At 68.9% G+C, this 20,873-nt stretch carries 18 protein-coding genes and 2 tRNA genes; 8 read left to right on the forward strand and 12 right to left on the reverse strand.

Features of this window, described 5'->3' with window-relative positions:
* Positions 1–52: 52 nt before the first annotated feature.
* The 4 genes from ABD987_RS30465 to ABD987_RS30480 form a co-directional block, all read right to left on the reverse strand.
* Positions 53–553 (reverse strand): PadR family transcriptional regulator, encoded by a 501-nt coding sequence (locus ABD987_RS30465; RefSeq protein ID WP_345401599.1) that lies wholly within the window; start codon positions 551–553, stop codon positions 53–55.
* A gap of 364 nt (positions 554–917) precedes the next feature.
* Positions 918–991, reverse strand: a tRNA-Met gene (locus ABD987_RS30470).
* Between the two features lie 514 nt (positions 992–1,505).
* Positions 1,506–1,579, reverse strand: a tRNA-Met gene (locus ABD987_RS30475).
* Positions 1,580–1,645: 66 nt separating this feature from the next.
* Positions 1,646–4,645, reverse strand: a complete 3,000-nt coding sequence (locus tag ABD987_RS30480) for a UPF0182 family protein (RefSeq protein WP_345401712.1) — start codon at positions 4,643–4,645, stop codon at positions 1,646–1,648.
* A 168-nt stretch (positions 4,646–4,813) separates the two neighbouring features.
* On the opposite strand from ABD987_RS30480, the gene ABD987_RS30485 reads away from it, so the two are divergent.
* The gene (locus ABD987_RS30485) at positions 4,814–5,395 is read left to right on the forward strand and encodes a PPA1309 family protein (protein ID WP_345401602.1); all 582 of its coding nucleotides are present in this window, start codon (positions 4,814–4,816) and stop codon (positions 5,393–5,395) included.
* 85 nt (positions 5,396–5,480) lie between these two features.
* On the opposite strand, the gene ABD987_RS30490 is transcribed toward ABD987_RS30485, so the two are convergent.
* Positions 5,481–6,485 (reverse strand): YlbL family protein, encoded by a 1,005-nt coding sequence (locus ABD987_RS30490; RefSeq protein ID WP_378214281.1) that lies wholly within the window; start codon positions 6,483–6,485, stop codon positions 5,481–5,483.
* A 203-nt stretch (positions 6,486–6,688) separates the two neighbouring features.
* Here ABD987_RS30490 and ABD987_RS30495 point away from each other — a divergent pair, with 203 nt between their 5' ends.
* Positions 6,689–8,032 (forward strand): zinc-dependent metalloprotease, encoded by a 1,344-nt coding sequence (locus ABD987_RS30495; protein WP_345401608.1) that lies wholly within the window; start codon positions 6,689–6,691, stop codon positions 8,030–8,032.
* A gap of 34 nt (positions 8,033–8,066) precedes the next feature.
* Here the strand turns inward: ABD987_RS30495 and ABD987_RS30500 are convergent, their stop codons facing one another.
* Positions 8,067–8,576, reverse strand: coding sequence for a M48 metallopeptidase family protein (locus ABD987_RS30500; RefSeq protein ID WP_345401715.1), 510 nt, complete (start codon positions 8,574–8,576; stop codon positions 8,067–8,069).
* Between the two features lie 220 nt (positions 8,577–8,796).
* On the opposite strand from ABD987_RS30500, the gene ABD987_RS30505 reads away from it, so the two are divergent.
* From ABD987_RS30505 to ABD987_RS30515, 3 genes are all read left to right on the forward strand, one after another.
* Positions 8,797–9,849, forward strand: a complete 1,053-nt coding sequence (locus tag ABD987_RS30505; protein WP_345401611.1) for a TOMM precursor leader peptide-binding protein — start codon at positions 8,797–8,799, stop codon at positions 9,847–9,849.
* 60 nt (positions 9,850–9,909) lie between these two features.
* Entirely contained in the window at positions 9,910–11,253 is a 1,344-nt protein-coding gene (locus ABD987_RS30510) for an ABC1 kinase family protein (protein ID WP_345401614.1), read from the forward strand.
* 112 nt (positions 11,254–11,365) lie between these two features.
* On the forward strand, positions 11,366–12,307 hold the full coding sequence (locus ABD987_RS30515) for a hypothetical protein (protein WP_345401617.1): 942 nt from the start codon (positions 11,366–11,368) through the stop codon (positions 12,305–12,307).
* Between the two features lie 86 nt (positions 12,308–12,393).
* Here ABD987_RS30515 and ABD987_RS30520 read toward each other — a convergent pair whose 3' ends face one another.
* From ABD987_RS30520 to ABD987_RS30540, 5 genes are all read right to left on the reverse strand, one after another.
* The gene (locus ABD987_RS30520) at positions 12,394–12,579 is read right to left on the reverse strand and encodes a hypothetical protein (RefSeq protein WP_345401620.1); all 186 of its coding nucleotides are present in this window, start codon (positions 12,577–12,579) and stop codon (positions 12,394–12,396) included.
* Complete coding sequence (locus ABD987_RS30525) at positions 12,576–13,439, reverse strand: class I SAM-dependent methyltransferase (protein WP_345401623.1); 864 nt, start codon at positions 13,437–13,439, stop codon at positions 12,576–12,578. The genes ABD987_RS30520 and ABD987_RS30525 overlap by 4 nt, the downstream gene beginning before the upstream one ends.
* 338 nt (positions 13,440–13,777) lie before the next feature.
* Positions 13,778–14,164: a WhiB family transcriptional regulator gene (locus ABD987_RS30530; RefSeq protein ID WP_345401626.1), complete on the reverse strand. Its 387-nt coding sequence runs from the start codon at positions 14,162–14,164 to the stop codon at positions 13,778–13,780.
* Positions 14,165–14,314: 150 nt separating this feature from the next.
* The gene (locus ABD987_RS30535) at positions 14,315–14,581 is read right to left on the reverse strand and encodes a hypothetical protein (RefSeq protein ID WP_345401629.1); all 267 of its coding nucleotides are present in this window, start codon (positions 14,579–14,581) and stop codon (positions 14,315–14,317) included.
* A gap of 207 nt (positions 14,582–14,788) precedes the next feature.
* Positions 14,789–16,873, reverse strand: a complete 2,085-nt coding sequence (locus tag ABD987_RS30540; RefSeq protein ID WP_345401632.1) for an ATP-dependent DNA helicase UvrD2 — start codon at positions 16,871–16,873, stop codon at positions 14,789–14,791.
* Between the two features lie 64 nt (positions 16,874–16,937).
* Between ABD987_RS30540 and ABD987_RS30545 the strand changes: the two genes are divergently transcribed.
* On the forward strand, positions 16,938–17,666 hold the full coding sequence (locus ABD987_RS30545; RefSeq protein ID WP_345401635.1) for a DUF4191 domain-containing protein: 729 nt from the start codon (positions 16,938–16,940) through the stop codon (positions 17,664–17,666).
* Positions 17,667–17,775: 109 nt separating this feature from the next.
* A complete protein-coding gene (locus tag ABD987_RS30550) occupies positions 17,776–18,720 on the forward strand; it encodes a hypothetical protein (RefSeq protein WP_345401718.1) in 945 nt (314 codons plus the stop codon).
* A 61-nt stretch (positions 18,721–18,781) separates the two neighbouring features.
* Here the strand turns inward: ABD987_RS30550 and ABD987_RS30555 are convergent, their stop codons facing one another.
* Positions 18,782–19,171 carry an RDD family protein gene (locus ABD987_RS30555; protein ID WP_345401721.1) on the reverse strand — a complete coding sequence of 130 codons (390 nt, stop codon included), beginning with the start codon at positions 19,169–19,171 and terminating at the stop codon, positions 18,782–18,784.
* Positions 19,172–19,441: 270 nt separating this feature from the next.
* Here ABD987_RS30555 and glnA point away from each other — a divergent pair, with 270 nt between their 5' ends.
* Positions 19,442–20,866, forward strand: coding sequence for a type I glutamate--ammonia ligase (glnA, locus tag ABD987_RS30560; RefSeq protein ID WP_345401638.1), 1,425 nt, complete (start codon positions 19,442–19,444; stop codon positions 20,864–20,866).
* The last annotated feature ends 7 nt before the right edge of the window (positions 20,867–20,873 follow it).

Raw genomic sequence — 20,873 nt, forward strand, 5'->3', positions numbered from 1 at the left:
TTACGGCAAAACCCACGACCGGTTGCGAGGAACCGGTCGTGGGCGGGGCGAATCAGGCGGACGGGATGGCGTCGAGCAGCTTCAGCGCGGCCTTGGCCTGCGCCTGCGCGAACTCGGCGACAGCCTTCTCGTAGGGCCCGTCGGCTGCCTTCGTGGCGGCTTTCGCGTCGTCGAGCTGCTGGCCGTAGCTGGCGCGAGCGGTCTCGAGCAGCGAAGCGCGCTGCTTGACGGTCAACGACCCGGCGTGCACGAGCCGCAGGATGAGCGGGCTGCGCAGGTGGTCGGGACCGGCTTCGGAGGCCAGCCAGTTCTTGAAGGCCTTCTTGCCGGCGGCGGTGATGACGTACTGCTGACTGGAACGCGGGCCCTGCTTGCCGAGCCGAACGAGGCCTTCCTTGGACAGCGCCGGGAGCTCGCGGTAGACCTGGCTGCGAGTGACACTGAAGAAGGCGCCGAAGCGCTCACCCGCCCCTGCGACAAGCTGCCCGCCGGTGGCGGGACCGTCGTGGAGCAGACCAAGCAGAGCGGCGGCGGTTGCATTTAATTCGGACACGTCCTCTACGTTCCCACTTCTCGGCCGCTGTGTCCACAGTGGTCAGCGGATCTGTCCATTGTGGCTAGTGAGATCCGCTCGATCGGCCCAATCCAGCCCTAGTCCACAGTGGACCCGGCCACGCTGCGCAACCAACCCCGCCAACCAGCCCAGTCGCCTCGGCCATCCAGCACAGCATTCACGGCGCCGATCGGAAACGTTGCCCTATTTCCGCTTCTGCTTTTCACCGCTGCCGCACAAAGGTGGACCACCGACCGCGTGACGCACCCTCACGCGTATCGCAAGAACTCCGCTGCCGAACCTCAGAAACACCACAAAGACAAGGCCCGGCTTGCGGATTCCGCAAGCCGGGCCTTGTCTTCTGTAGCGGGGACAGGATTTGAACCTGCGACCTCTGGGTTATGAGCCCAGCGAGCTACCGAGCTGCTCCACCCCGCGTCGTTGTAAGTAAAGACTACCGGACGCCCTCAACCCGTTTTCAGGCACCCCTCCAAAGTCGGCCAAACCCCCGCTGGCCAGCGGTAACTCACCCGCTCACCACATGCCCTCCCTCCGATGGCCACACGACCGTCACCCTCCGCAGCCCCCTCCGATTCGCCCGCACCGGCCCCTCCGCGACAGCAAGGGACCTTCACTGCTCCCCCGAGGCATCAAGGGACCTTTGCTCACGCCCAGGGAAGCAAGGGACCTTTGCTACCGCTCCACCCCGAACACAACAACCCCCACCCTCCAAAAACACCACAACACCCGCACCCCGCACCACACAAAGAAAAACGGCACCAAGCCGCCCAGGTTCAAACGGGCACGCACCACACAACGGCACCACCGCGGGGGGGGGGATCCAAGGGGGGCGGAGCCCCCTCTTGGCGGGGGCCCGGGGGTTCGACCCCCGGACAGAAATACGAAAGAGGCCCGGCTTGCGTGTTCCGCAAGCACGGGCCTCCGACCTCTGTAGCGGGGACAGGATTTGAACCTGCGACCTCTGGGTTATGAGCCCAGCGAGCTACCGAGCTGCTCCACCCCGCGTCGTGACACCTACCTTACGCCCTGGTTTCGAGCGGGCGCAAAGCAGGTGTCGTTTAGTAAGCGACGTCACCCTCCCGGTGGAGGCGAGGACGGTGCGCCGCTGCTGGACGGTGGTGCTGCCGGAGGCGCGCCCTTGGCCGACTCGTAGGCCTTGGCGGCGGCCTCGAGCGCGGCCAGCGCGGACCCCTGGTCGGCGAAGTTGCCCGACTGCTGCGCTGCCCTCAGCTTGCCGAGGGCGGCCTGGATGTCGGTGACGGCCTTGTCCATCGCCGGGTTGCTGCCGCCGGTGGAGGGCGGCGGCTGGGTGGGTGTGTTGGGCGGTGGTGTCGGCGTGGTGGTGGGCTGGCCGCCCTGCGGCGGGGCGGTGACCAGTGAGCCGGCGCCGGGGCCGAACACCTGATCCAGTGCCTCGTTGAGGGTGGCCGCGAAGCCGATCTTCGACCCGTAGGAGACGAGGACGCGCGCCATCTGCGGGTAGTTGGCCAGCTGGTTGCGCTGTCTGATGTAGACCGGTTCGACGTAGAGGAACCCGTTGGCGACCGGCAGGGTGATCAGGTTGCCGAAGATGGGTGTCACGTTGGGGTTGTTGAACAGGAATCGGTCCTGTGCGACGCGGGGGTCGCCCTGGAATCTGTTCTGCACCTGGACGGGACCGTCCACCTGACTGGCCCCGCTGGCGCCGGTGGGGAGTTTCAGCACTCTCATCGTGCCGTAGTCGGCCGGGTCTGAGGACACCGAAACCCAGGCCGACAGGTACTGCCGTTGCAGACCGGTGAGCGGACTCGTCAGCTGGAAGGTCGTCTGGCTCTGGCCCGGCGCGTCGGCGAGGACGTAGTAGCCGGGCTGGTTGGCGGCTCCGGACGCGCCAGGCGTCGTGCCGCCTTCCTGGGTCGGATCCTGCGGAACGCTCCAGAACGCCTGCTGGGCGTAGAACTCCTGCGGGCTGCCGACGTGGTACTTGGACAGCAGGTCCCGCTGCACCTTGAAGAGGTCTTCGGGGTACCGGAAGTGCGAACGGAGGTCCGGGGAGATGTCCTTGCTGGGTTTGACCAGGCCCGGGAACACCTTCTCCCACGCCTTCAGCACCGGCTCGTTGTCGTCGAGCGCGTACAGCGTCACCGTGCCGTTGAAAGCGTCCACAGTGGCCTTGACCGAGTTGCGGATGTAGTTGATCGAGCTGTTGGCCTGGCGGGTGGTGCCGTTGAGCGAGTCGTTGGTCGCGGCGCCGAGCTGGACCTGCTGGGCGTACGGGAAGTTGTTGAGCGTGGTGTACCCGTCGATGATCCACTGGATCTTGCCGTTGACGACCGCAGGATACGGGTCGCCGTCGAGGGTGAGCCACGGCGCGACCTTGCTGACGCGCTGCCGCGGGTCGCGGTTGTACATGATCTTGGAGCCGTCGCCGATGGCGTCGGAGAACAGGATGTTCCGTTCGCCGTACTCGGCCGCGAAGGCGAGGCGGTTGAACCAGTTGTCGATCGGCACGCCGCCACTGCCCTTGTACAGGTAGCTGCGGTCGTTGGCGGTGTCGTACTCGCCCGGCGCCTTGCCCGCCGGTCCGCCGACGATCGCGTACGACGGGTCGGAGGTGAGCTCGCCGTAGTAGATGCGGGGCTCGTCCACCCGGATCCCCGGCGAGTTCGGGCCGGTGGAGCCCGCGCCGGTCGGGTTCTGCGTGTCACTGGTGGTGGCGATCGGGTAGCCGCCGTCGGAGTTGGCGTCCTTCACCGCGCGGTCGATCGTGTTGGCGGGCGCGGCGACGAAGCCGTTGCCGTGGGTGTAGACGAGGTGCTTGTTGATCCAGTTGGTCTGGTTGCCGGCGAGGCCCTCGGTCTTGATCTCCTTGGCCGCGACGATGTAGTCCTGGGTGCGGCCACCGATGGTGTACCGGTCGACGTCGAGCTTCGCCGGGAAGCCGTAGAAGTTCTCGCGTCCGACCCGCTGGGTGAACGTGTCGCTCAGGACGTTCGGGTCGAGCACCCGGATGTTGGACATCGTGCCGGTGTCCTGTTTGACCTCGGCGGCGGTGGCCTCGGACTTTCCGTTGTAGTCCTGGTACTGGACCTTGGTCATGCCGAACGCCTGTTTCGTCGCGTCCATGTTGCGCTGGATGGACGTCGCTTCCTTCTCGTTGGCGTTGGGCTTGACCGAGAACTGGTCGAGCACCGCGGGCCAGGCCACTCCGACCAGGATGCTGGACAGGATGAGCAGCACCAGTGCGATCGCGGGCAGCTGGAGATTACGCAGGAACGCCCCGGCGAAGAAGGCGATCGCGCAGATGACCGAGATGCAGAGCAGGATCAGTTTCGCCGGGAGCACCGCGTTGAGGTCGGTGTAGGTGGCACCGGTGAACAGGCCGTTGGACCGGTCGGACAGCAGCAGGTTGTACCGGTCGAAGAAGTACTCGACGGCCTTGAGCAGCACGAAGATGCCGACGGTGATGGCGAGCTGCGCGCGCGTCGGCCCGGCGAGCTGGCCGCCCCGGCCCGCGAGACGGATCCCGCCGAAGACGTAGTGGGCGATGAGCGAACCGAAGAACGAGATGACCACCGTGATGAACAGCCAGCCCAGCAGCCAGTTCACGAACGGGAGGTCGAACGCGTAGAAGCCGACGTCGTTGCCGAACTCGGGATCCTTCTGACCGAACGACGTTCCGTTGACGAACAGCTGCACGACCTGCCAGTCGCTCTGCGCGGACGCGCCGGCGATGATGCCGGTCAGCACCGGGATCCCGATTCCGAACAGCCGGATGCGGGCGACGATCGCGGACCGGTAGCGAGCCAGCGGATCGTCGGTCCCGGACACCGGCACGAAGACGGGACGCGTGCGGTAGGCGATCATCAGGCTCACGGCCAGTATGCCGCCGACGAACAGCCCGACGGCGAAGAACAGCACTATCCTGGTGATCAGCTGGGTGGTGAACACCGAGCGCGCGCCGACCTCGCCGAACCACAACCAGTCGACATAGGTGTCGAGCAGTCTCGCCCCCAGGAGCAGCGCCAGCACGATCACGGCGGCGATGACGAGGAGGATCCTGCTGCGCCGGGACAGCTTCGGCAGGCTCACGGGGGGCCGGGACGCCACGGCATAGCTCCTGTCTTCGTGAACACTTTTCGCAGGGGGCGTGCCCGCCCCCTGATGCTCTAACTCTACGGATGCCGTGCTGAGTTCCCGGGACCCGCCCAAACCGGACGTGGCACGGCGCGGCGGGTGCCCGCCTGGGACGATTGGGCCATGGCACCCAGTGAGCAGCAGCCGACGATCACCGCCATCGCCGGTCTGGCCCGCGAAGTAGAGGAGTTCGTCGCCGCCGGAGGCTGGGACCAGCCGCCGCAACTGTTCGCTCTGGTGCCGACGGGCGCTCTGCTGGACGAACAACCGGAACTGGCCGGGCAGCTGGACCCGGCGAACCCGCTGACCCCCGTCGCGCAGGAGGCCCTGCCCGAGGGCGACCTCGCCGAGGCACTGGGCCGGATCGCGTGGCCGGACGTCGTGACGGGCTGTGCGATCGCCCAGGAGATCATCGTGCTGCCACCGGACGTCGAGGCGGAGTTGCCGGACGTCGCCGAGGGCGACGCCGAACGCCTGCGTCGCGCCGCCGCCGACCACCCGCGCCGCACCGAGGCCAGGCTGGTGGCCGCCGTGCTCCGTGACGGCGAAGCCGCCTGCGTCATGCGGTTGCGGGGAGCGGCCCCCGCCGAGCCCGGTGAATCCGACCTCGCCCCCGAGCCCGAGGACGTCGTTGACGAGATCGTCGAGAGCCCGGACCTCGCGCCGAACCTGATCGAGGCGCTCAAGGCCACCCTGCTGCCCTGACCCGAGAAGAGGAGCGGGGGACCTTTGCTATCGCCCGGCGATAGCAAAGGTCCCCCGCTCCCTCGGGCAGCCGGATCGGACCGGTTCAGCAGGACGTCGTGGGCCTGTTCGCCTTGAGGTTGGCCAGCTGGGCGAGCGCGTCGTCCAGTGTGGACACCTTGATCAGGTTCAGCCCGTCGGGCGCCGCGGTCTTCGCCTCCGCGCAGTTGTGCGCGGGCACCAGGAAGTCGGTCGCGCCCGCCTCGCGCGCGCCGACGACCTTGAACGAGATCCCGCCGATCGGTCCGACCTGGCCGGTCTCGCTGATCTCGCCGGTCCCCGCGATGTGCCGTCCCGCCGCGAGGTCGCCGGGCGTCAACCGGTCGATGATCGCCAGCGTGAACATCAGGCCCGCCGACGGCCCGCCGACGTCCTGCAGCGAGATGTTCACCGAGAACGGCGCGTCCGCGCGGTCGGCGGCGGTGAGGCCGATGAAGCCCTCCTGCCGGTCCGCCCGCTGCGCGAGGGTGATCGGGACGGTCCGCTCCGGCTGGCCGTCGGCTTGGAAGGTGATCGGCACCGACTGGCCGGGTTTGGTCCCGTTCAGCGCGGCCCGTACGTCACCCGCCTCGGCGACCTTCTTCCCGTTGACGTTGATCAGCCGCGCGCCCGGCGAGAGCACGTGGTCGGCCGGGCTTCCGGACACGATCTCCTTCGCGACCACCTTCACCGGGTAGCCGAGATGACGCAGCGCGGCGACCTGCGCGTTGCTCTGGGAGTCCTGGAGCTGCTGGATGTTCTCCTGCTTGACCTGTTCGTTGGTCTCACCCGGCTTGAAGTACTCCTCGCGCGGCGCGAGCGCGTACCGGCCGCTGGCCCACAGGCCCAGCGCGGTGAACAGCGTGATGCCGTCGTTCAGCGACACGGTGGTCATCCGCAGCTCGCCGGTCGTCGGGAACACCTCGTGCCCGTTGACCTGGATGACCGGGTTGTTCGCGGCGTCCCGGCCGAGCGTGTCGTACGTCGGGCCGGGGCTGATCGCCACGAACGGCACCTTGACCACGGACCCGACCACGGCGAACACCAGGAACAACAGACCGCTGACCAGCAGGGTCCAGCCGCGCCGGCTCATCCCGCGGGGACGATCCGCCGACTCGTTCGCCTGGGCAGCGGTGCTCTGCGCGGGAGCGGTCTCCTCGGAGGACTTGGTCACGACCGACAGCGTACGGTGACCGTGTTCGCTTCTCGGTGAAGGCCACGCTCATCGGCCCGGTTGACGGGCTCGGCCCCGCCCGGCACGCGTACGGTGGACCCATGAGCAACCCCCCGTTCGGCTTCGGACCGCCCGATCCCGACAAACGAGGTGAAAACGAGCCGTCGGATCCCGGTGGGGCCGAGGCCTTCAACCAGCTCGGTCAGATGCTCAGCCAGCTGGGCCAGATGCTCAGCCAGGCGGGCAGCTCGGCCGGGCCGGTGAACTACGACCTCGCCAAGCAGATCGCGCTGCAGAATCTCAGCGAGACCGGCGACACCAAGATCGGTTTCGCCTCGTCCGGCGACGCGAACACCGCGGTGCGTGACGCCGCGCATCTCGCGGAACTGTGGCTCGACGCGGCGACCATCCTCCCCGCCGGCGCGACCTCGACGGTCGCCTGGTCCGCCCGCACCTGGGTCGAGAAGACACTGCCCACCTGGCAGCGGCTGTGCGACCCGGTGGCGCGGCAGGTGTCCGGCGCGTGGATGCAGGCGCTGCCCGAGGAGGCGAAACAGGCCGCGGGCCCGCTGCTGTCGATGATGGGACAGATGGGCGGGATGGCCTTCGGCTCCCAGCTCGGCAACGCTCTCGCTCAGCTCGCTTCCGAGGTGCTCACCTCCACCGAGGTCGGGCTCCCGCTCGGCCCCGCGTCGACCTCGGCGCTGCTGCCCGCGAACATCGAGAAGTTCGCCGAGGGCCTCGAGCTGCCGAGCAGCGAGATCCTGGTCTTCCTCGCCGCGCGCGAGGCCGCCCACCAGCGCCTGTTCTCCCACGTCCCGTGGCTGCGCCAGCGGCTGCTCGCGACGGTCGAGGAGTTCGCGCACGGCATCACCGTGGACACCTCCGCCCTCGAGCAGCTCGCCGGCCGGATCGACCCGGCCAACCCGGCGAGCTTCGAAGAGGCCATGTCCTCCGGCCTGCTGGAACCGCAGACCACGCCCGAGCAGAAGTCCGCGCTGAACCGGTTGGAAACCCTGCTCGCGCTCGTCGAAGGCTGGGTGGACGTCGTGGTCGCGGACGCCATCGGCGATCGCCTGCCGGGCGCCGACGCGCTCCGGGAGACGCTCCGGAGGAGGCGTGCCACCGGCGGGCCCGCGGAGCAGACCTTCGCCACGCTGGTCGGGCTCGAGCTCCGGCCCCGGCGGATGCGTGCCGCCTCGGCGCTGTGGAAGCTGGTCGGTGACCAGCACGGCGTCGAGCAGCGGGATCGCCTCTGGTCGCACCCGGACCTCATGCCGACCGCTGCCGACCTCGACGAGCCGCTGGACTTCGCCGAGCGCCTCGGCTCGGGCGACGTCGACCCGATCGCCGAGCTGGAGCGCACGGAGCAGGGCAAGGCCGCACAGGACAAGTCCGAGCAGGACCGCCAGGGCGGCAAGGAGGACACCGGCGACCAGGGCTGATCCGCCCTGGCCACCGCCGTCCTCCGCTGTTCCATCAGTCCTCCGCCGCTATTCCCCATCCGGCGGCGGAGGACAGTCCTTCCAGGAACCCGATCGCGCGTTCCGTCTTCGGGTAGCGCCGTACCAGCGCCCAGAACGCCGCGTCGTGCCCTGGTTCGCGCAGGTGCGCCAGTTCGTGCACGAGGACGTAATCCAGTACCCAGGGCGGCACCCGGCGGAGCCGGTCGCTGACCCGGATCGTGGCGTCGACCGGGGTGCACGACGCCCACCTGGTCCGCATCGGCGGTACCCAGCGCACGCTCGCCGGGACCGCGGTGCCGTCGAGGTACTTGTTGGAGAGCACCTCGCAGCGCGCTAGCAGTACGTCGTCCGACGCCTTCGGCGGCGCCGCGCGACGTGGTTCCGAGCGCAGCAGCTTGCGCTCCATCTCGGTAACCCAGTGTTTTTCCTCCGCCCTGGTCATCCGTGCCGGAATGAGCACGACGAGCGTGTCGTCGTTCCAGTACGCGGTGACCGTGCGGTGCCTGCGCTGGCTGCGCCGCACCTCGATCTTGTGTTCGGGGGTGTCGGCCGGGGTGTTCGTCTTGCCCCGGCTTCTGAGAGACGGAATCCGTGCTTCGACCACTCGACAACGGTAAGGCCAGACACCGACAACTCCGAGAGCCGAAAGGTCACAGCCCCGAGTTGTCCACAACAGCGTCCCCCTGTGGATAACTGGCCTGATTTCGGGCGGTGATCATCCGCTCACCTGCCATGCTTCGCTCATGAGCACTCCGGCCATCACCACCCCGGCGGTCCCGCTGCCCGGGCATCCTGTGCTGCTTTCCGGCCTCGACGTGCTCGAACGCGGGCCCGGCGAGATCCAGATCGGCCTGGACCCCCGGCACGGCGTCGTCATCACCGGCCTGCCCGGCACGCTGGTCGACAGGCTTCGCCGGCTCGACGGAAGACAAACCGCCGACGCGATCCTGCTCGCGGAGAGCGAACATCGCGAGCAGTTGCGCACAGTCCTCACCCAGCTCACCGCGTTGGGCCTGGTCACCGAGGCAGAACCGGCGAGTCACTCACCGCGTCGTGGCGTCGAGACCGGCCTGTGGTCCCTACGCGCCCGGCATCACCAGACGGCGTTGACCGAACGCCGACGCACCAGCGCGATGGCCGTACTCGGCGACGGCAGGCTGGCCGTGGCCGTCGCGGTCCTCCTGGCCAACGCCGGGATCGGGCACCTCGACATCCGGATGTCGGGCACCGTCACCGAGCAGGACCTCGGTTCCGGGTTCACCGAAACCGAGCTCGGCATGCCCCGGCGGTCCGCGCTCGCCGACGTCGTCCGCCGCGCCGATCCGCGCACCCGGACCACTCGTCTCACCTGCAGGCGCGGGCCCGAACTGGTCCTGCTCACCGACGCTGTGGTCCCCGCCCCCGAGGTGGTCGACGAGCTGATGACGGCCGGAACGCCGCATCTGCCGGTCCGCGTCCGGGACGGCACCGGCATCGTCGGCCCGCTGGTCGTCCCAGGCCGGACCAGCTGCCTGCGCTGCGCCGACCTGCACCGAACCGATCTCGAACCATGCTGGCCGCGGATCGCGAGTCAGCTGGCGGGCCGGGACCAGCATCCGGATCTCGGCGCCGTCCAGTGCACCGCCGCGCTGGCGGTGGCACAGGCGATGCGGCTGCTCTCGCCGAGCGAAACCCCTCCCCCGGTGTGGAACGCGACGCTGGAGATCGACGCCTTCGACGGAAAGGTACGACGCCGCACCTGGGTCCCGCATCCCCGTTGTCCGTGCGGCGCCGTGGCGGTACGCCAGCCGGCGTAGTCCGCGGAGACGTCCCGAACCTGCTGTGCCGGCCTGGGCTCCCAAGGCACAATTCGAAGGGTGACCGACTCCCGCGACGTCCCCGCAGACCGTGAAACCGCGATGCCCAGCAAGGGGGTCGCCCGCACCGCCCGGCTCGCCAGCCTGCCGCTGGGGATAGCCGGACGGGCCGTGGGCGGCTGGGGACGGCGGATGGCGGGTCAGAGCGCGGAGCAGGTGAACGCGACACTGTCGGCGAAGGCCGCGGAGCAGCTTTTCGAGGTCCTCGGCTCGCTCAAGGGCGGCGCGATGAAGTTCGGCCAGGCACTGAGCGTGTTCGAGGCCGCGGTCCCCGACGAGATGGCCAAGCCGTATCGCGAGGCACTCACGAAGCTGCAGGCGGCGGCGCCGCCGATGGCGACCCGGCAGACCCACCGGGTGCTCGCCGAGCAGCTCGGCCGCACCTGGACGAGCAGGTTCGCCCGGTTCGACGACGAACCCGCCGCGGCCGCCAGCATCGGCCAGGTGCATCGCGCGACCTGGCACGACGGGCGCGAGGTCGCGGTCAAGGTGCAGTACCCGGGCGCCGACGAAGCGCTGCGCAGCGATCTCCGGCAGCTCCAGCGGTTCAGCAGGCTGTTCCAGGCGTTCGTGCCGGGCACGGAGGTCAAACCCCTGCTCGCCGAGCTCGCCGACCGCATGAACGAAGAGCTCGACTACCAGGCCGAGGCACAGAACCAGCGGATGTTCGCCAAGGCGTTCGCGGGCGATCCCGGGTTCGTGATCCCCCGGGTCGTCGCGAGCGCGCCCAAGGTCGTGATCACCGAGTGGGTCACCGGTACACCGCTCTCGGAGATCATCACGAACGGCGACCGCGAGACCCGCGACCTGGCGGGACGACTGCTGGCCGAGTTCCACTACTCGTCGCCGGAGCGGGTCCGGTTGCTGCATTCGGACCCGCATCCGGGCAACTTCATGCTCACCGGCGACGGCCGGATGTGCGTGATCGACTTCGGGGGCGTCGCCCGGCTGCCGGACGGGATCCCCGCGCATCTCGGCGAGATGACGCGGCTGGCACTCGACGGCGACTCCGACAAGCTCATGCGGCTACTGCGCGAGTCCGGTTTCGTTCGCCCCGGCACCGAACTGGAGGCGGACGAGGTGCTCGCCTACCTCTCCCCGTTCACCGAGCCGCTGGCCGGGCCGACGTTCCACTTCACGCGCCGGTGGATGCAGAAGCAGGCGGGGCGGCTGGGCAACACCCGCGGCAGCGACTTCCGGGTCGGCCGTTCGCTCAATCTGCCGCCCGAGTACCTGATGATCCACCGGGTCACCGCGGGCTCGACCGGAATTCTCTGCCAGCTCGACGCCGAGATCCCGGCCAGGGACATCGTGGAGCGCTGGCAGCCCGGTTTCGCCTCCTGAGTTATCCACAAGGAAAGGGAGAACGGCCGGAAAACTCCGTTCGCGGGGCGGAGTTGTCCACAGCTTCGGGGAAGCGGTTCCACCCGGATGGCCGAGCGGTCATGCTCGGTTCATGACCACTACCCATCGCGCCGATATCCTGGCGCTCAGTGACCATGCTGGCAGCGGAGTCGTCAGCACCAAGCAGTTGCGCAGCGCCGGGGTGTCCGCGCGAAGAACCGCCCGGCTCAGCGGCCCCGGCGGGCCGTGGCGGCGGCTGCATCCCGGGGTGTTCCTGCTGCACAACACCGCGCCGACTCGGCGGCAGATGCTGCACGCCGCGATCGCGCGCTTCGGCGACGACGTCGTCATCACCGGCACCGACGCGCTGCGCGCGCACGGCATCAACTACCGGTTGACGAACGAGATCCAGCTCCTGGTGTCCACGCAGCGCAGGCTCACCGCGCCGGGGATCGTGACCCACCGGACGGCGCGCCTGCCGGATCCGGTGCTCCTGGACGGACTCCCGTTCGCCCCGGCGAGCCGGGCGGCGCTCGACCTCGCCCGGCAGGAACCGGACCCCGGGAAGATGGCGTACCTGCTCACGCTGCCGCTGCACTGGGGCCTGTGCGACAAGGCCGATCTGATGGCCGAGCTGGACGCGGGCAACCAGCGCGGATCGGCCGCCGTCCGCGCGGCGCTGCGCGGGATCAGCGAGCAGGAGGCGTTCGCGCAGGGCTGGGCCGCGATGGTGCTGGACGTGGCACCACTTCCGCCGCCGAGCTGGAACGTCACGGTGTGCGACCTGCGCGGCCGCAGGATCGGCACGGCGGACGCGTGGTGGGACGAGGTCGGGCTGGCCTGGCGGTACCGGGCGGGCACGGCGCAACCTGACGACGGGTTCAGCCACCTGGCCCTGACCGCGACCGGGATCGTCCTGGTGCGCTGCACGCTCCGGCAGTTGCAGGAGCGGTCCCGCGAGGTCGCCGCCGAACTGGTGCGCGGGTTCGCGCAGGCGGCCAGGACTCCACGCCCCAAGGTGCGTACCTTCCGCCGGATCGAGAACGCCGCATGAACGGCGCATGCGAGCGAATCATGGATACCCTGCGCCACAAGGGATTCAACGCTGTCTCGCGGAGCGAGGCGATCGCATGAGCACGCTCACCAGTACTCGTCGGGGAGCTTCCCCTCGATGTCGCGAACGTGCTCGCGGGCGCACCCCGGACAGAGCCACCGCGGTGTGCCCCGGTCCCGGTCGCAAACCCAGGAGAGCGCTTCCGCCGGATCGTCGGCGTCCTGCCGCGTCCGGCCGCATCGATGACACACGACCGGCTCCGCGGTGGTCATCCCCGGCGTCCACAATGGATTGCCTTGGCACCGAGCAGGTACAGATCCTCGCGCGCGCCAAGGTATTCGGGCGAGCCCGGGTCGAGCAGCACACCCAGCACGTCACGATCGTCGTCGGCGAGCCGATCGGCGGCGGACTCGGCGAACCTGTGTACGTGGTGCACGACGAAGTCGCGCAGCAACGCGGGGCCCGGCGCGGGATGCTCCACGAGCACGCCGAACGAGGTGACTTCCGAAAGGTCCGCGCGTCGCAATGCCTCGGACCAGCCGTATGGCATCGAGACCACACCGGGAATGCTCGAACGCATCTCGGCGAACCAGTCGTCGCGGGCGGCCAGCATGCGCCCTTCCAGCCCCGGACGGCCGAGGCCGAGATCCCAGGGCAGGCAGCGCGCGGTCAGTCCGCCTTCGGAGATGGCGAGCCATCCGCCCGGCCGTGCCAGCGTCGCCAGGGTCCGAATGGCGGCCTGCTGGTCGGGGATGTGATGCACCACTCCCGACGCCCACACCAGGTCGGCCGAGGGCAGCAGATCCGGGAGCGCGGAATCGGCGAGATCGCTGAGCACCGCCCGGCAGGTGACGCCTTCGGCGGTGACTGCGCGTTCGGCCTCGGCCAGCAGCTCGGGAGTCAGATCGGCGACGACGAGCGTACCGCCGGAGCGGCGTGCGAGCTCGCGCGCGAAAAGGACGCTCATCCCGCCCGCGCCACAACCGATGTCGACGATCGTCGGGGACTCGGGCAGGGGAGCGACCAGACGGCTCGCCGCGGCCGCCATCGCACCGGCGTCGAGCGCGTCCGCCAACCGCAGCACGGACAGGCGCTCGGCCCAGTCGATGCCGTCGTGCGTGTGTGTGGCCATCACCACATTGAACACCAGATCGGGTGCCCCCGGCCGGAAACGAGCCGGAGGGCCGGCCTTGACGGCCGGCCCTCCGCACACTCAGGTTTCTCGGTATCGCTCCGCACGGCGGTTCGCCCAGCGGGCTACCCGGCTCCACCGGCGAGCGGCACGAACGCTACCTCGTTCCCGCTGCGCACGGACCCCTTCCTCGAGGTCCCGTATTCGTGCTCTGGACAGTTCTTCATACAGCAACATCTCGTTGGTCTCCTTGGTCGTGATGTCTTTCAGCTGGGTGGGCCGACGATCCGCGTCCGCGGTCCGCGCCTCGTAATCCCTGGTAGTGACCGGTGCGATGCTCATGCGGCGGCGCTCCGGGCGGTAGCGGCCGGGCGCGACTGGGCGACGGCGGGCTCGGCAACGGCGTTCTTCCTCGGGCGCCCACGGGGACGCTTGCGGGCGATCACCGCGCCACGCTCGAAGATCTCGCCGCCCCAAACACCCCACGGCTCACGCCGTGCGAGCGCACCCGCGAGGCAGGCCTCGCGAACCGGGCAGGCCGCGCAGAAACTCTTGGCCCGCTCCAGCTCGGCAGGTGACTCCGCGAACCACAGGTCCGCGTCGCCCGACCGGCAGGGCAGGTTGAGCTCGGGCGACGCGATCGCGTCGAGCAGGTCGCTGACGCCCGCCTCGGCGAAGGCGTCAGGCAGGGCACCCTCGGAGGCGAGGGTGAAGGCCGAAGGCATTTCGGTGCTCCTTTGTGTCGTACGGGTTTTCGGATGGGCGATGGGACTGGACAGTGCTGCTCCCTGGGTTGTGCAGCCAAAAAAACACGAAGGCCGCGGATCCGTTTCCGGTTCCGCGGCCTTCGTGAGCCTGTCGTCCTGACCTGGCTGTCAGGAACTTCGCTCCCGTATGGACAACGGAACACGGAACTGCTTGATGGTCGGCAGATCGACGGCAACCTGCGGGTACGCCCCGGCCTTGGCCGTAGCGGTGACGAAGGTGGTGCCGACGGTGGCCCGCAGCCGCTCGATACGGCGCGTGCCACGGATCCCGTGAGCGCTCACGGGCACACCGGTGCCCTGGCGCTGAGCCTGCGCGGCGTTCGCGACGCAAGACAGAAGGGTGCCAGGGTTCGTGAGCTTCATGTTCGAGATCATTTCACCGGCACCTCCTTCTTCTGTCGTACGCGAACCGCTCGGCGGCCGACGTCACATGGATCCCCAGTCGGGCCCTTAACGACCCGGTGTGTGCAGGTTATGGCCCCTGCCCACCTCGGGGCAACTTATTTTCCGGAAAACTCGTCCAAGCTACGAAGATCGCCTCTGAGCAGCGGGTTCGCCGCGTGGATCATGGTCGAGACGCGGTCAAGACCGCATGGTCGACCGGACCACGTCGAGCACCTCCGCGCCGAAGCGTTCGAGCTTCGTCCCGCCGATCCCGGAGATCGCCACCAGCGCGCTGTCGTCGGTCGGGCGCTGCTCGGCGATGGCCATCAGCGTAGCGTCGGTGAACACCACGAAAGCCGGCACCTTGAGTTCCCGCGAGCGTTCCCCGCGCCATGCCTTCAGTTTCTCCAGCAGGTTTTCGTCCACTGTGGACGGGCAGCGGCCGCAGCGGCCGAGCTTGACCTCCATCGTCTCCAGCAGGGGCCCGTCGCACACCCGGCACCGGGTCTTGACGACCACCTGTTTCTGCTGGGAGCGGGCCACCCGCGCGGCGGGGTGCTCCTCCGGAATCAGCCCATAGAGGAATCGGCTGCGCCGCCGGTTGCGCCGGCCACCCGAGTTACGCGCGAGCGCCCAGGACAGCCACAGGTGCTCCCGCGCCCGCGTGACACCGACGTAGAACAGCCGTCGTTCCTCCTCGATCGCGGCGTCGTCGCCGTCGGCGTGGAGGATCGGCATCGTGCCCTCGGCGAGCCCGACCAGGAAGACGGCATCCCACTCGAGGCCCTTGGCCGCGTGCAGCGAGGCGAGGGTGACGCCCTCCACGGTCGGTGGATGCTGCGCGGCGGCGCGCTGGTCCAGTTCGGCGACGAACCTGCGCAGGTCGGCGTCCTCGACCGTCGACGCGAGTTCCTCGGCGAGTTCGACCAGCGCCAGAAGCGCGTCCCACCGTTCCTTCGCCGCGCCGCCCGGGGGCGGCTGCTCGGTCAGGCCCACCCTGGCGAGCACGGAGCGAACCGTCGTGACCAGGTCGACCACGGCGGAGTCGGCCGGGGCGACGCGCAGGGCGGACATCGCCTGCCGCACCTCGGTCCTCGCGAAGAAGCGCTCACCACCGCGGACGAGGTAGGGGATCCCCGCTTCGGTGAGCGCCTGCTCGTACGCCTCCGACTGCGCGTTGACGCGGTAGAGCACCGCGATCTCGCTGGCGGCGACCCCGCCGTCGAGGAGCTCGCGAACGCGCCGCGCGACGGCTTCGGCCTCGGCTGCCTCGTCTTCGAACTCCGCGAACCGGGGCTCGGGACCGGGCGCTCGCTGCCCGATGAGCTTGAGCCGGGACCCCGCGGGGCGGCCCCGTGCGGCACCGATGACCCGGTTGGCCAGCGTCACGACCTGGGGTGTCGAACGGTAGTCGCGTTCGAGCCGGACGACGGTCGCTTCGGGGAAGCGCCGGGTGAACTCGAGCAGGGCGCGCGGCGACGCTCCCCCGAAGGAGTAGATCGTCTGGTTGGCGTCGCCGACGACGGTGAGGTCGTCACGGCCGCCGAGCCACGCGTCGAGCAGGCGCTGCTGCAGTGGCGTCACGTCCTGGTACTCGTCGACGACGAAGCAGCGATAGCGATCGCGGAACTCCTCGGCGACGGCCGGATGCTCCTCCAGGACCGCGGTGGTGTGCAGCAGCAGGTCGTCGAAGTCGAGCACCTGCGCGGAGTTCTTGATCTTCTCGTAGTTGCGGTAGACCTCGGCGATCTGCGTGGACCTGGCCGGGATGTCCCGTTGCGTGCGCGAAACCACGGCCGGGTAGTCGTCCGGGCTGATCAGCGACGCCTTGGCCCACTCGATCTCGCCGGCGAGGTCCCGCAGCACCTCGGTCTCGGTGCCGAGCCCGACGCGGTTCGCGGCCTGGCCGACGTAGCGGAACTTGTTCTCCAGCAGGTCCCACGGCCGGTCGCCGATGACCCGGGGCCAGAAGTAGCGCAGCTGACGGCGCGCGGCCGCGTGGAACGTCAGCGCCTGTGCCGCGTCCACCCCGAGGCCCCGCAGCCGCGACCGCATCTCCCCCGCCGCGCGCGCGGTGAAGGTGACCGCGAGCACCTGCCCCGCCGCGACGTGTCCCGAGCGGATCAGATGCGCGATGCGGTGGGTGATCGTCCGTGTCTTGCCCGTCCCGGCCCCCGCGAGCACGCAGACCGGCCCGCGCGGCGCCGACGCCGCGGCACGCTGTTCCGGATCGAGCCCGTCGAGCAGGCCAGGACGACTCTTCGGGGAGGATGCGCTAGCCACCTCCCGATCCTCGCAGAGGGGGCCGACGGGTCCGTGGCAGGGCACGCGGCCGTATCCTGGTCATATGGCGGGAAAGCTGGACAAGGAAGCGGCGAAGCAGGCCAAGAAGGAGAAGCGCGCGGCGGGCAAGGCCCGGCGGGGGCAGATCTTCGAGGCCTTCAAGATGCAGCGCAAGGAAGACAAGGCGCTCATCCCGTTGATGGTGGGCGCGATCCTGGTCGTCACCGGTGTGGTGTTCGGGATCGGTTTCATCTTCGGCATCCAGTGGGCGCTGCTGCCCTTCGGCATCGTGCTGGGCGTGCTCGCGGCCGTCATCCTCTTCGGGCGACGGGTCCAGCGGACCGTCTACTCGAAGGCGGACGGCCAGCCGGGCGCCGCGGCCTGGGCGCTGGAGAACCTCCGTGGCCGCTGGAAGGTCACCCCCACGGTCGCCGCGACGACGCAGTTGGACGCGGTGCACCGCGTCCTGGGCGGCCCCGGCGTCGTCCTGGTCGCCGAGGGAGCCGCGCACCGGGTCAAGGCCCTGCTCGCCCAGGAGAAGAAGCGCGTCTCCAGGCTCGTCGGCGACACCCCGATCTACAACGTGATCATCGGCCACGAAGAGGGCGAGATCCCGCTGAAGAAGCTTCAGGCATACCTGATGAAGCTTCCCCGCAACCTCAAGCCGGGCCAGGTCGACGCCCTCGAGGCGAAGCTGGCCGCCCTCGGCAACCGCGGCGCCGCCATGCCGAAGGGCCCCATGCCCGCCGGCGCCAAGATGCGCAACGTCCAACGCACCATCCGCCGCCGCTAGCCCGCGAGCAGCGCAAGGGACCTTTGCTGCCGTCGAGCGGCAGCAAAGGTCCCTTGCTCCGTTTTCACGCAAAACTGTCGGTCTGTGGTCGCATCATGGCGGTGTGGGCATGAAAGGCCTCCAGCCGGAGCTGCTGGAAGACCTGTTCCCGGACGGCGTCGCCGCCCGGGCGAAACTCGTCGCCCTCGGCTTGTCCCACTCATCCATCTCGCGCAGATGCCGGGGCAACGGACCGTGGCAACGCCCGATACCCGGTGTGATCGTTTTTACCAACCGGGAGCCGACTGCTCGTCAGTTGTTTCGCGCGGCCCTGACCCACGCCGGACCGGACTCGATGCTCACCGGCGTTCACGCCGCACGGCTCCACGGAGTGCGCAGTCTGCCTGCCGAACCGCGGGTTCACACGCTGATTCCGCACGAGAGCAAAGTCGCGACCTGGGGATTCGCGATCACCGAACGGACGATCCACCTCCCCGCCCCGGTCGATGTCGGCGGGTTACCGGTCGCTCCACTGGCGAGGGCATTGATCGACGCGGCCAGGCGCATGGACAAACTGGCCAGCGTGCGCGCGATGATCGCCGACGCGGTCTACCGCGGGCTTTGTGATCCGCTCGAGCTCCGCAAGGAGCTGACGCAGGCCAGCACCATCGGTTCGGCACTCCCCCGGCTCGTCGTCCAGGAGATCAGCGCTGGTGTCCACGACGCAGCCGAACGATGGCTCCGCGACGTCCTTGAGAAGAGCGGCCTTCCCCAGCCGATTTGGCACGTCGTGCTGGAGGACGAGTCCGGTGGTGTCCTCGGCAACGTCGAAGCGTGGTGGCCGAACGTCGGTCTGGCGGTACAGATCGACATCGACGACCTCAACGCCGACCCCGCGAGTGAACGCAAGGACATCCACCCAGTCACCGATAGGCTCATCCTGGTACGCCTTCGCCCGTCCACGCTGCGCGACCAGCCACTGTCCGCGATCCGGGACCTTCGCGTGGCATACCAGCGCGCGGCACAACGGCCACCGCCACACATTTCCGCCCGCAGCCCCAGTGCGGCCGCCTGACGTCTGCGGTCGGGCACAGCGCGTGAGGGGAAGCAAAGGTCCCTTGCTTCCCCTCACGAGCTCAGCGCATACGGATGACTACGGTTCCGGTCAAGCGATCGAGCCAGCTGCGGCCGTCGGCGTTTCGCACCGCCGCAGGGATGATCACAAAAGTGAGCGCCGTGCGCACGACTGCTCTCCACAGGCCCACCATCGACGCGCCGTCGAGGCGGGCGACACGGATCCCGACTGCGCCCATCCCGGGGGTGAAGCCGAAGAATGCGGCCGAAACGACTGTGATGATCGCCCAGACGACGACCGACCACTGGTTGAACGTCTGCATCATGGCCGGATCCTGCAGGTTCGGCCGGACGAACATAGCCGTGACCAGCGCCGCTAGAACCAGGTCGATGACGAGCCCCAGCAGTCTCGCCCCACCACCGGCCACCGAACCGACCCCGTCTTGGGGCAGGCCGAAAGACTCGCCACGCCAGCGCGGAGCATGTTGGTCCCCCGCCGCGGCACCGTCGCCGGTGCCGGGCAGCCATTCGCCGGTCCATCTCGCCACCCATCCAGGGTATGCCGGTGGCGCAGGTCGCATTCGCCCTGGTCGACTACCCGGTATGCACCGACCCGTTAACACCGGCGAAACATACGGGTGACGGTCGGGCAACACCGCGCTCTTAGCGTGAGCCGAAGAGAGCACTGCCGTACGAGCTCGAACAAGAAGGAGTCACCGAGGGTGCCCACTACTCCAGACGACATCCAGCGCCTCATCGCCGATGAGGGCGTCGAGGTCATCGACGTCCAGTTCTGCGACCTGCCCGGCGTGATGCAGCACTTCACGGTCCCCGCGAAGGCCTTCACCGAAGAGGCCTTCGAAGAGGGTCTCGCGTTCGACGGCTCCTCGGTGCGCGGCTTCCAGTCCATCCACGAGTCCGACATGCTGCTGCTGCCGGACGCGGCGACCGCGCGGATCGACCCGTTCCGCAAGGCCAAGACGCTGGCGCTCAACTTCTTCGTGCACGATCCGTTCACCCGCGAGGCGTACAGCCGTGACCCGCGCAACATCGCGCGCAAGGCCGAGCAGTACATCGCCGAGTACGGCGTCGCCGACAACGTGTACTTCGGCCCCGAAGCCGAGTTCTACATCTTCGACTCGATCCGCTTCGACTCGGCCGAGCACGCCTCCTTCCACGAGATCGACTCGGTCGAGGGCTGGTGGAACACCGGCGCCGACGAGGTGGGTGGCAACCAGGGCTACAAGACGAAGTTCAAGGGCGGCTACTTCCCGGTGCCGCCGGTCGACCACTTCGCCGACCTGCGCGACGACATCGTCCGCAACCTGACGAACATCGGTTTCGAGATCGAGCGCGCGCACCACGAGGTGGGCACCGCCGGCCAGACCGAGATCAACTACAAGTTCAACACGCTGCTGCACGCCGCGGACGACCTGCAGCTGTTCAAGTACATCGTGAAGAACACGGTGTTCGCGGCGGGCAAGACCGCGACGTTCATGCCGAAGCCGCTCGCGGGCGACAACGGCTCGGGCATGCACTGCCACCAGTCGCTGTGGAAGGACGGCCAGCCGCTGTTCCACGACGAGTCGGGCTACGCCGGCCTGTCGGACACCGCGCGCCACTACATCGGCGGCCTGCTCAAGCACGCACCGAGCCTGCTGGCCTTCACGAACCCGACGGTGAACTCCTACCACCGCCTGGTGCCGGGCTTCGAAGCGCCGGTTTCGCTGGTCTACTCGCAGCGCAACCGCTCCGCCTGCGTGCGTATCCCGATCACGGGCAACAACCCGAAGGCGAAGCGCGCCGAGTTCCGCTGCCCGGACTCGTCTGGCAACCCGTACCTCGCGTTCTCGGCGATGATGATGGCTGGCCTCGACGGCATCAAGAACAAGATCGAGCCGCCGGAGCCGATCGACAAGGACCTCTACGAGCTTCCGCCGGAGGAGGCCAAGGACGTCAAGCTCGTTCCGGGAGACCTCGGCACGGTGCTCGACACGCTGGAAGGCGACCACGACTACCTGCTCGAAGGCGGCGTGTTCACCCCCGATGTGATCGAGACCTGGATCTCCTACAAGCGCGAGCAGGAGATCGACCCGCTGCGGCTGCGTCCGCACCCGTACGAGTTCTCGCTGTACTACGACGTGTGATCAAGCG

This window comes from Amycolatopsis samaneae (genome assembly GCF_039541975.1).
GTDB lineage: Bacteria > Actinomycetota > Actinomycetes > Mycobacteriales > Pseudonocardiaceae > Amycolatopsis > Amycolatopsis samaneae.

Bases quoted from the DNA above. Each gene is read 5' to 3' on its own strand.
- ABD987_RS30495 (WP_345401608.1), top strand. From the start codon at position 6,689: ATGAGCAACCCCCCGTTCGGCTTCGGACCGCCCGATCCCGACAAACGA.
- ABD987_RS30485 (WP_345401602.1), top strand. From the start codon at position 4,814: ATGGCACCCAGTGAGCAGCAGCCGACGATCACCGCCATCGCCGGTCTG.
- ABD987_RS30525 (WP_345401623.1), bottom strand. From the start codon at position 13,439: ATGGCCACACACACGCACGACGGCATCGACTGGGCCGAGCGCCTGTCC.
- ABD987_RS30515 (WP_345401617.1), top strand. From the start codon at position 11,366: ATGACCACTACCCATCGCGCCGATATCCTGGCGCTCAGTGACCATGCT.
- ABD987_RS30550 (WP_345401718.1), top strand. From the start codon at position 17,776: ATGAAAGGCCTCCAGCCGGAGCTGCTGGAAGACCTGTTCCCGGACGGC.
- ABD987_RS30505 (WP_345401611.1), top strand. From the start codon at position 8,797: ATGAGCACTCCGGCCATCACCACCCCGGCGGTCCCGCTGCCCGGGCAT.
- ABD987_RS30535 (WP_345401629.1), bottom strand. From the start codon at position 14,581: ATGATCTCGAACATGAAGCTCACGAACCCTGGCACCCTTCTGTCTTGC.
- ABD987_RS30545 (WP_345401635.1), top strand. From the start codon at position 16,938: ATGGCGGGAAAGCTGGACAAGGAAGCGGCGAAGCAGGCCAAGAAGGAG.
- ABD987_RS30530 (WP_345401626.1), bottom strand. From the start codon at position 14,164: ATGCCTTCGGCCTTCACCCTCGCCTCCGAGGGTGCCCTGCCTGACGCC.
- ABD987_RS30520 (WP_345401620.1), bottom strand. From the start codon at position 12,579: ATGACCACCGCGGAGCCGGTCGTGTGTCATCGATGCGGCCGGACGCGG.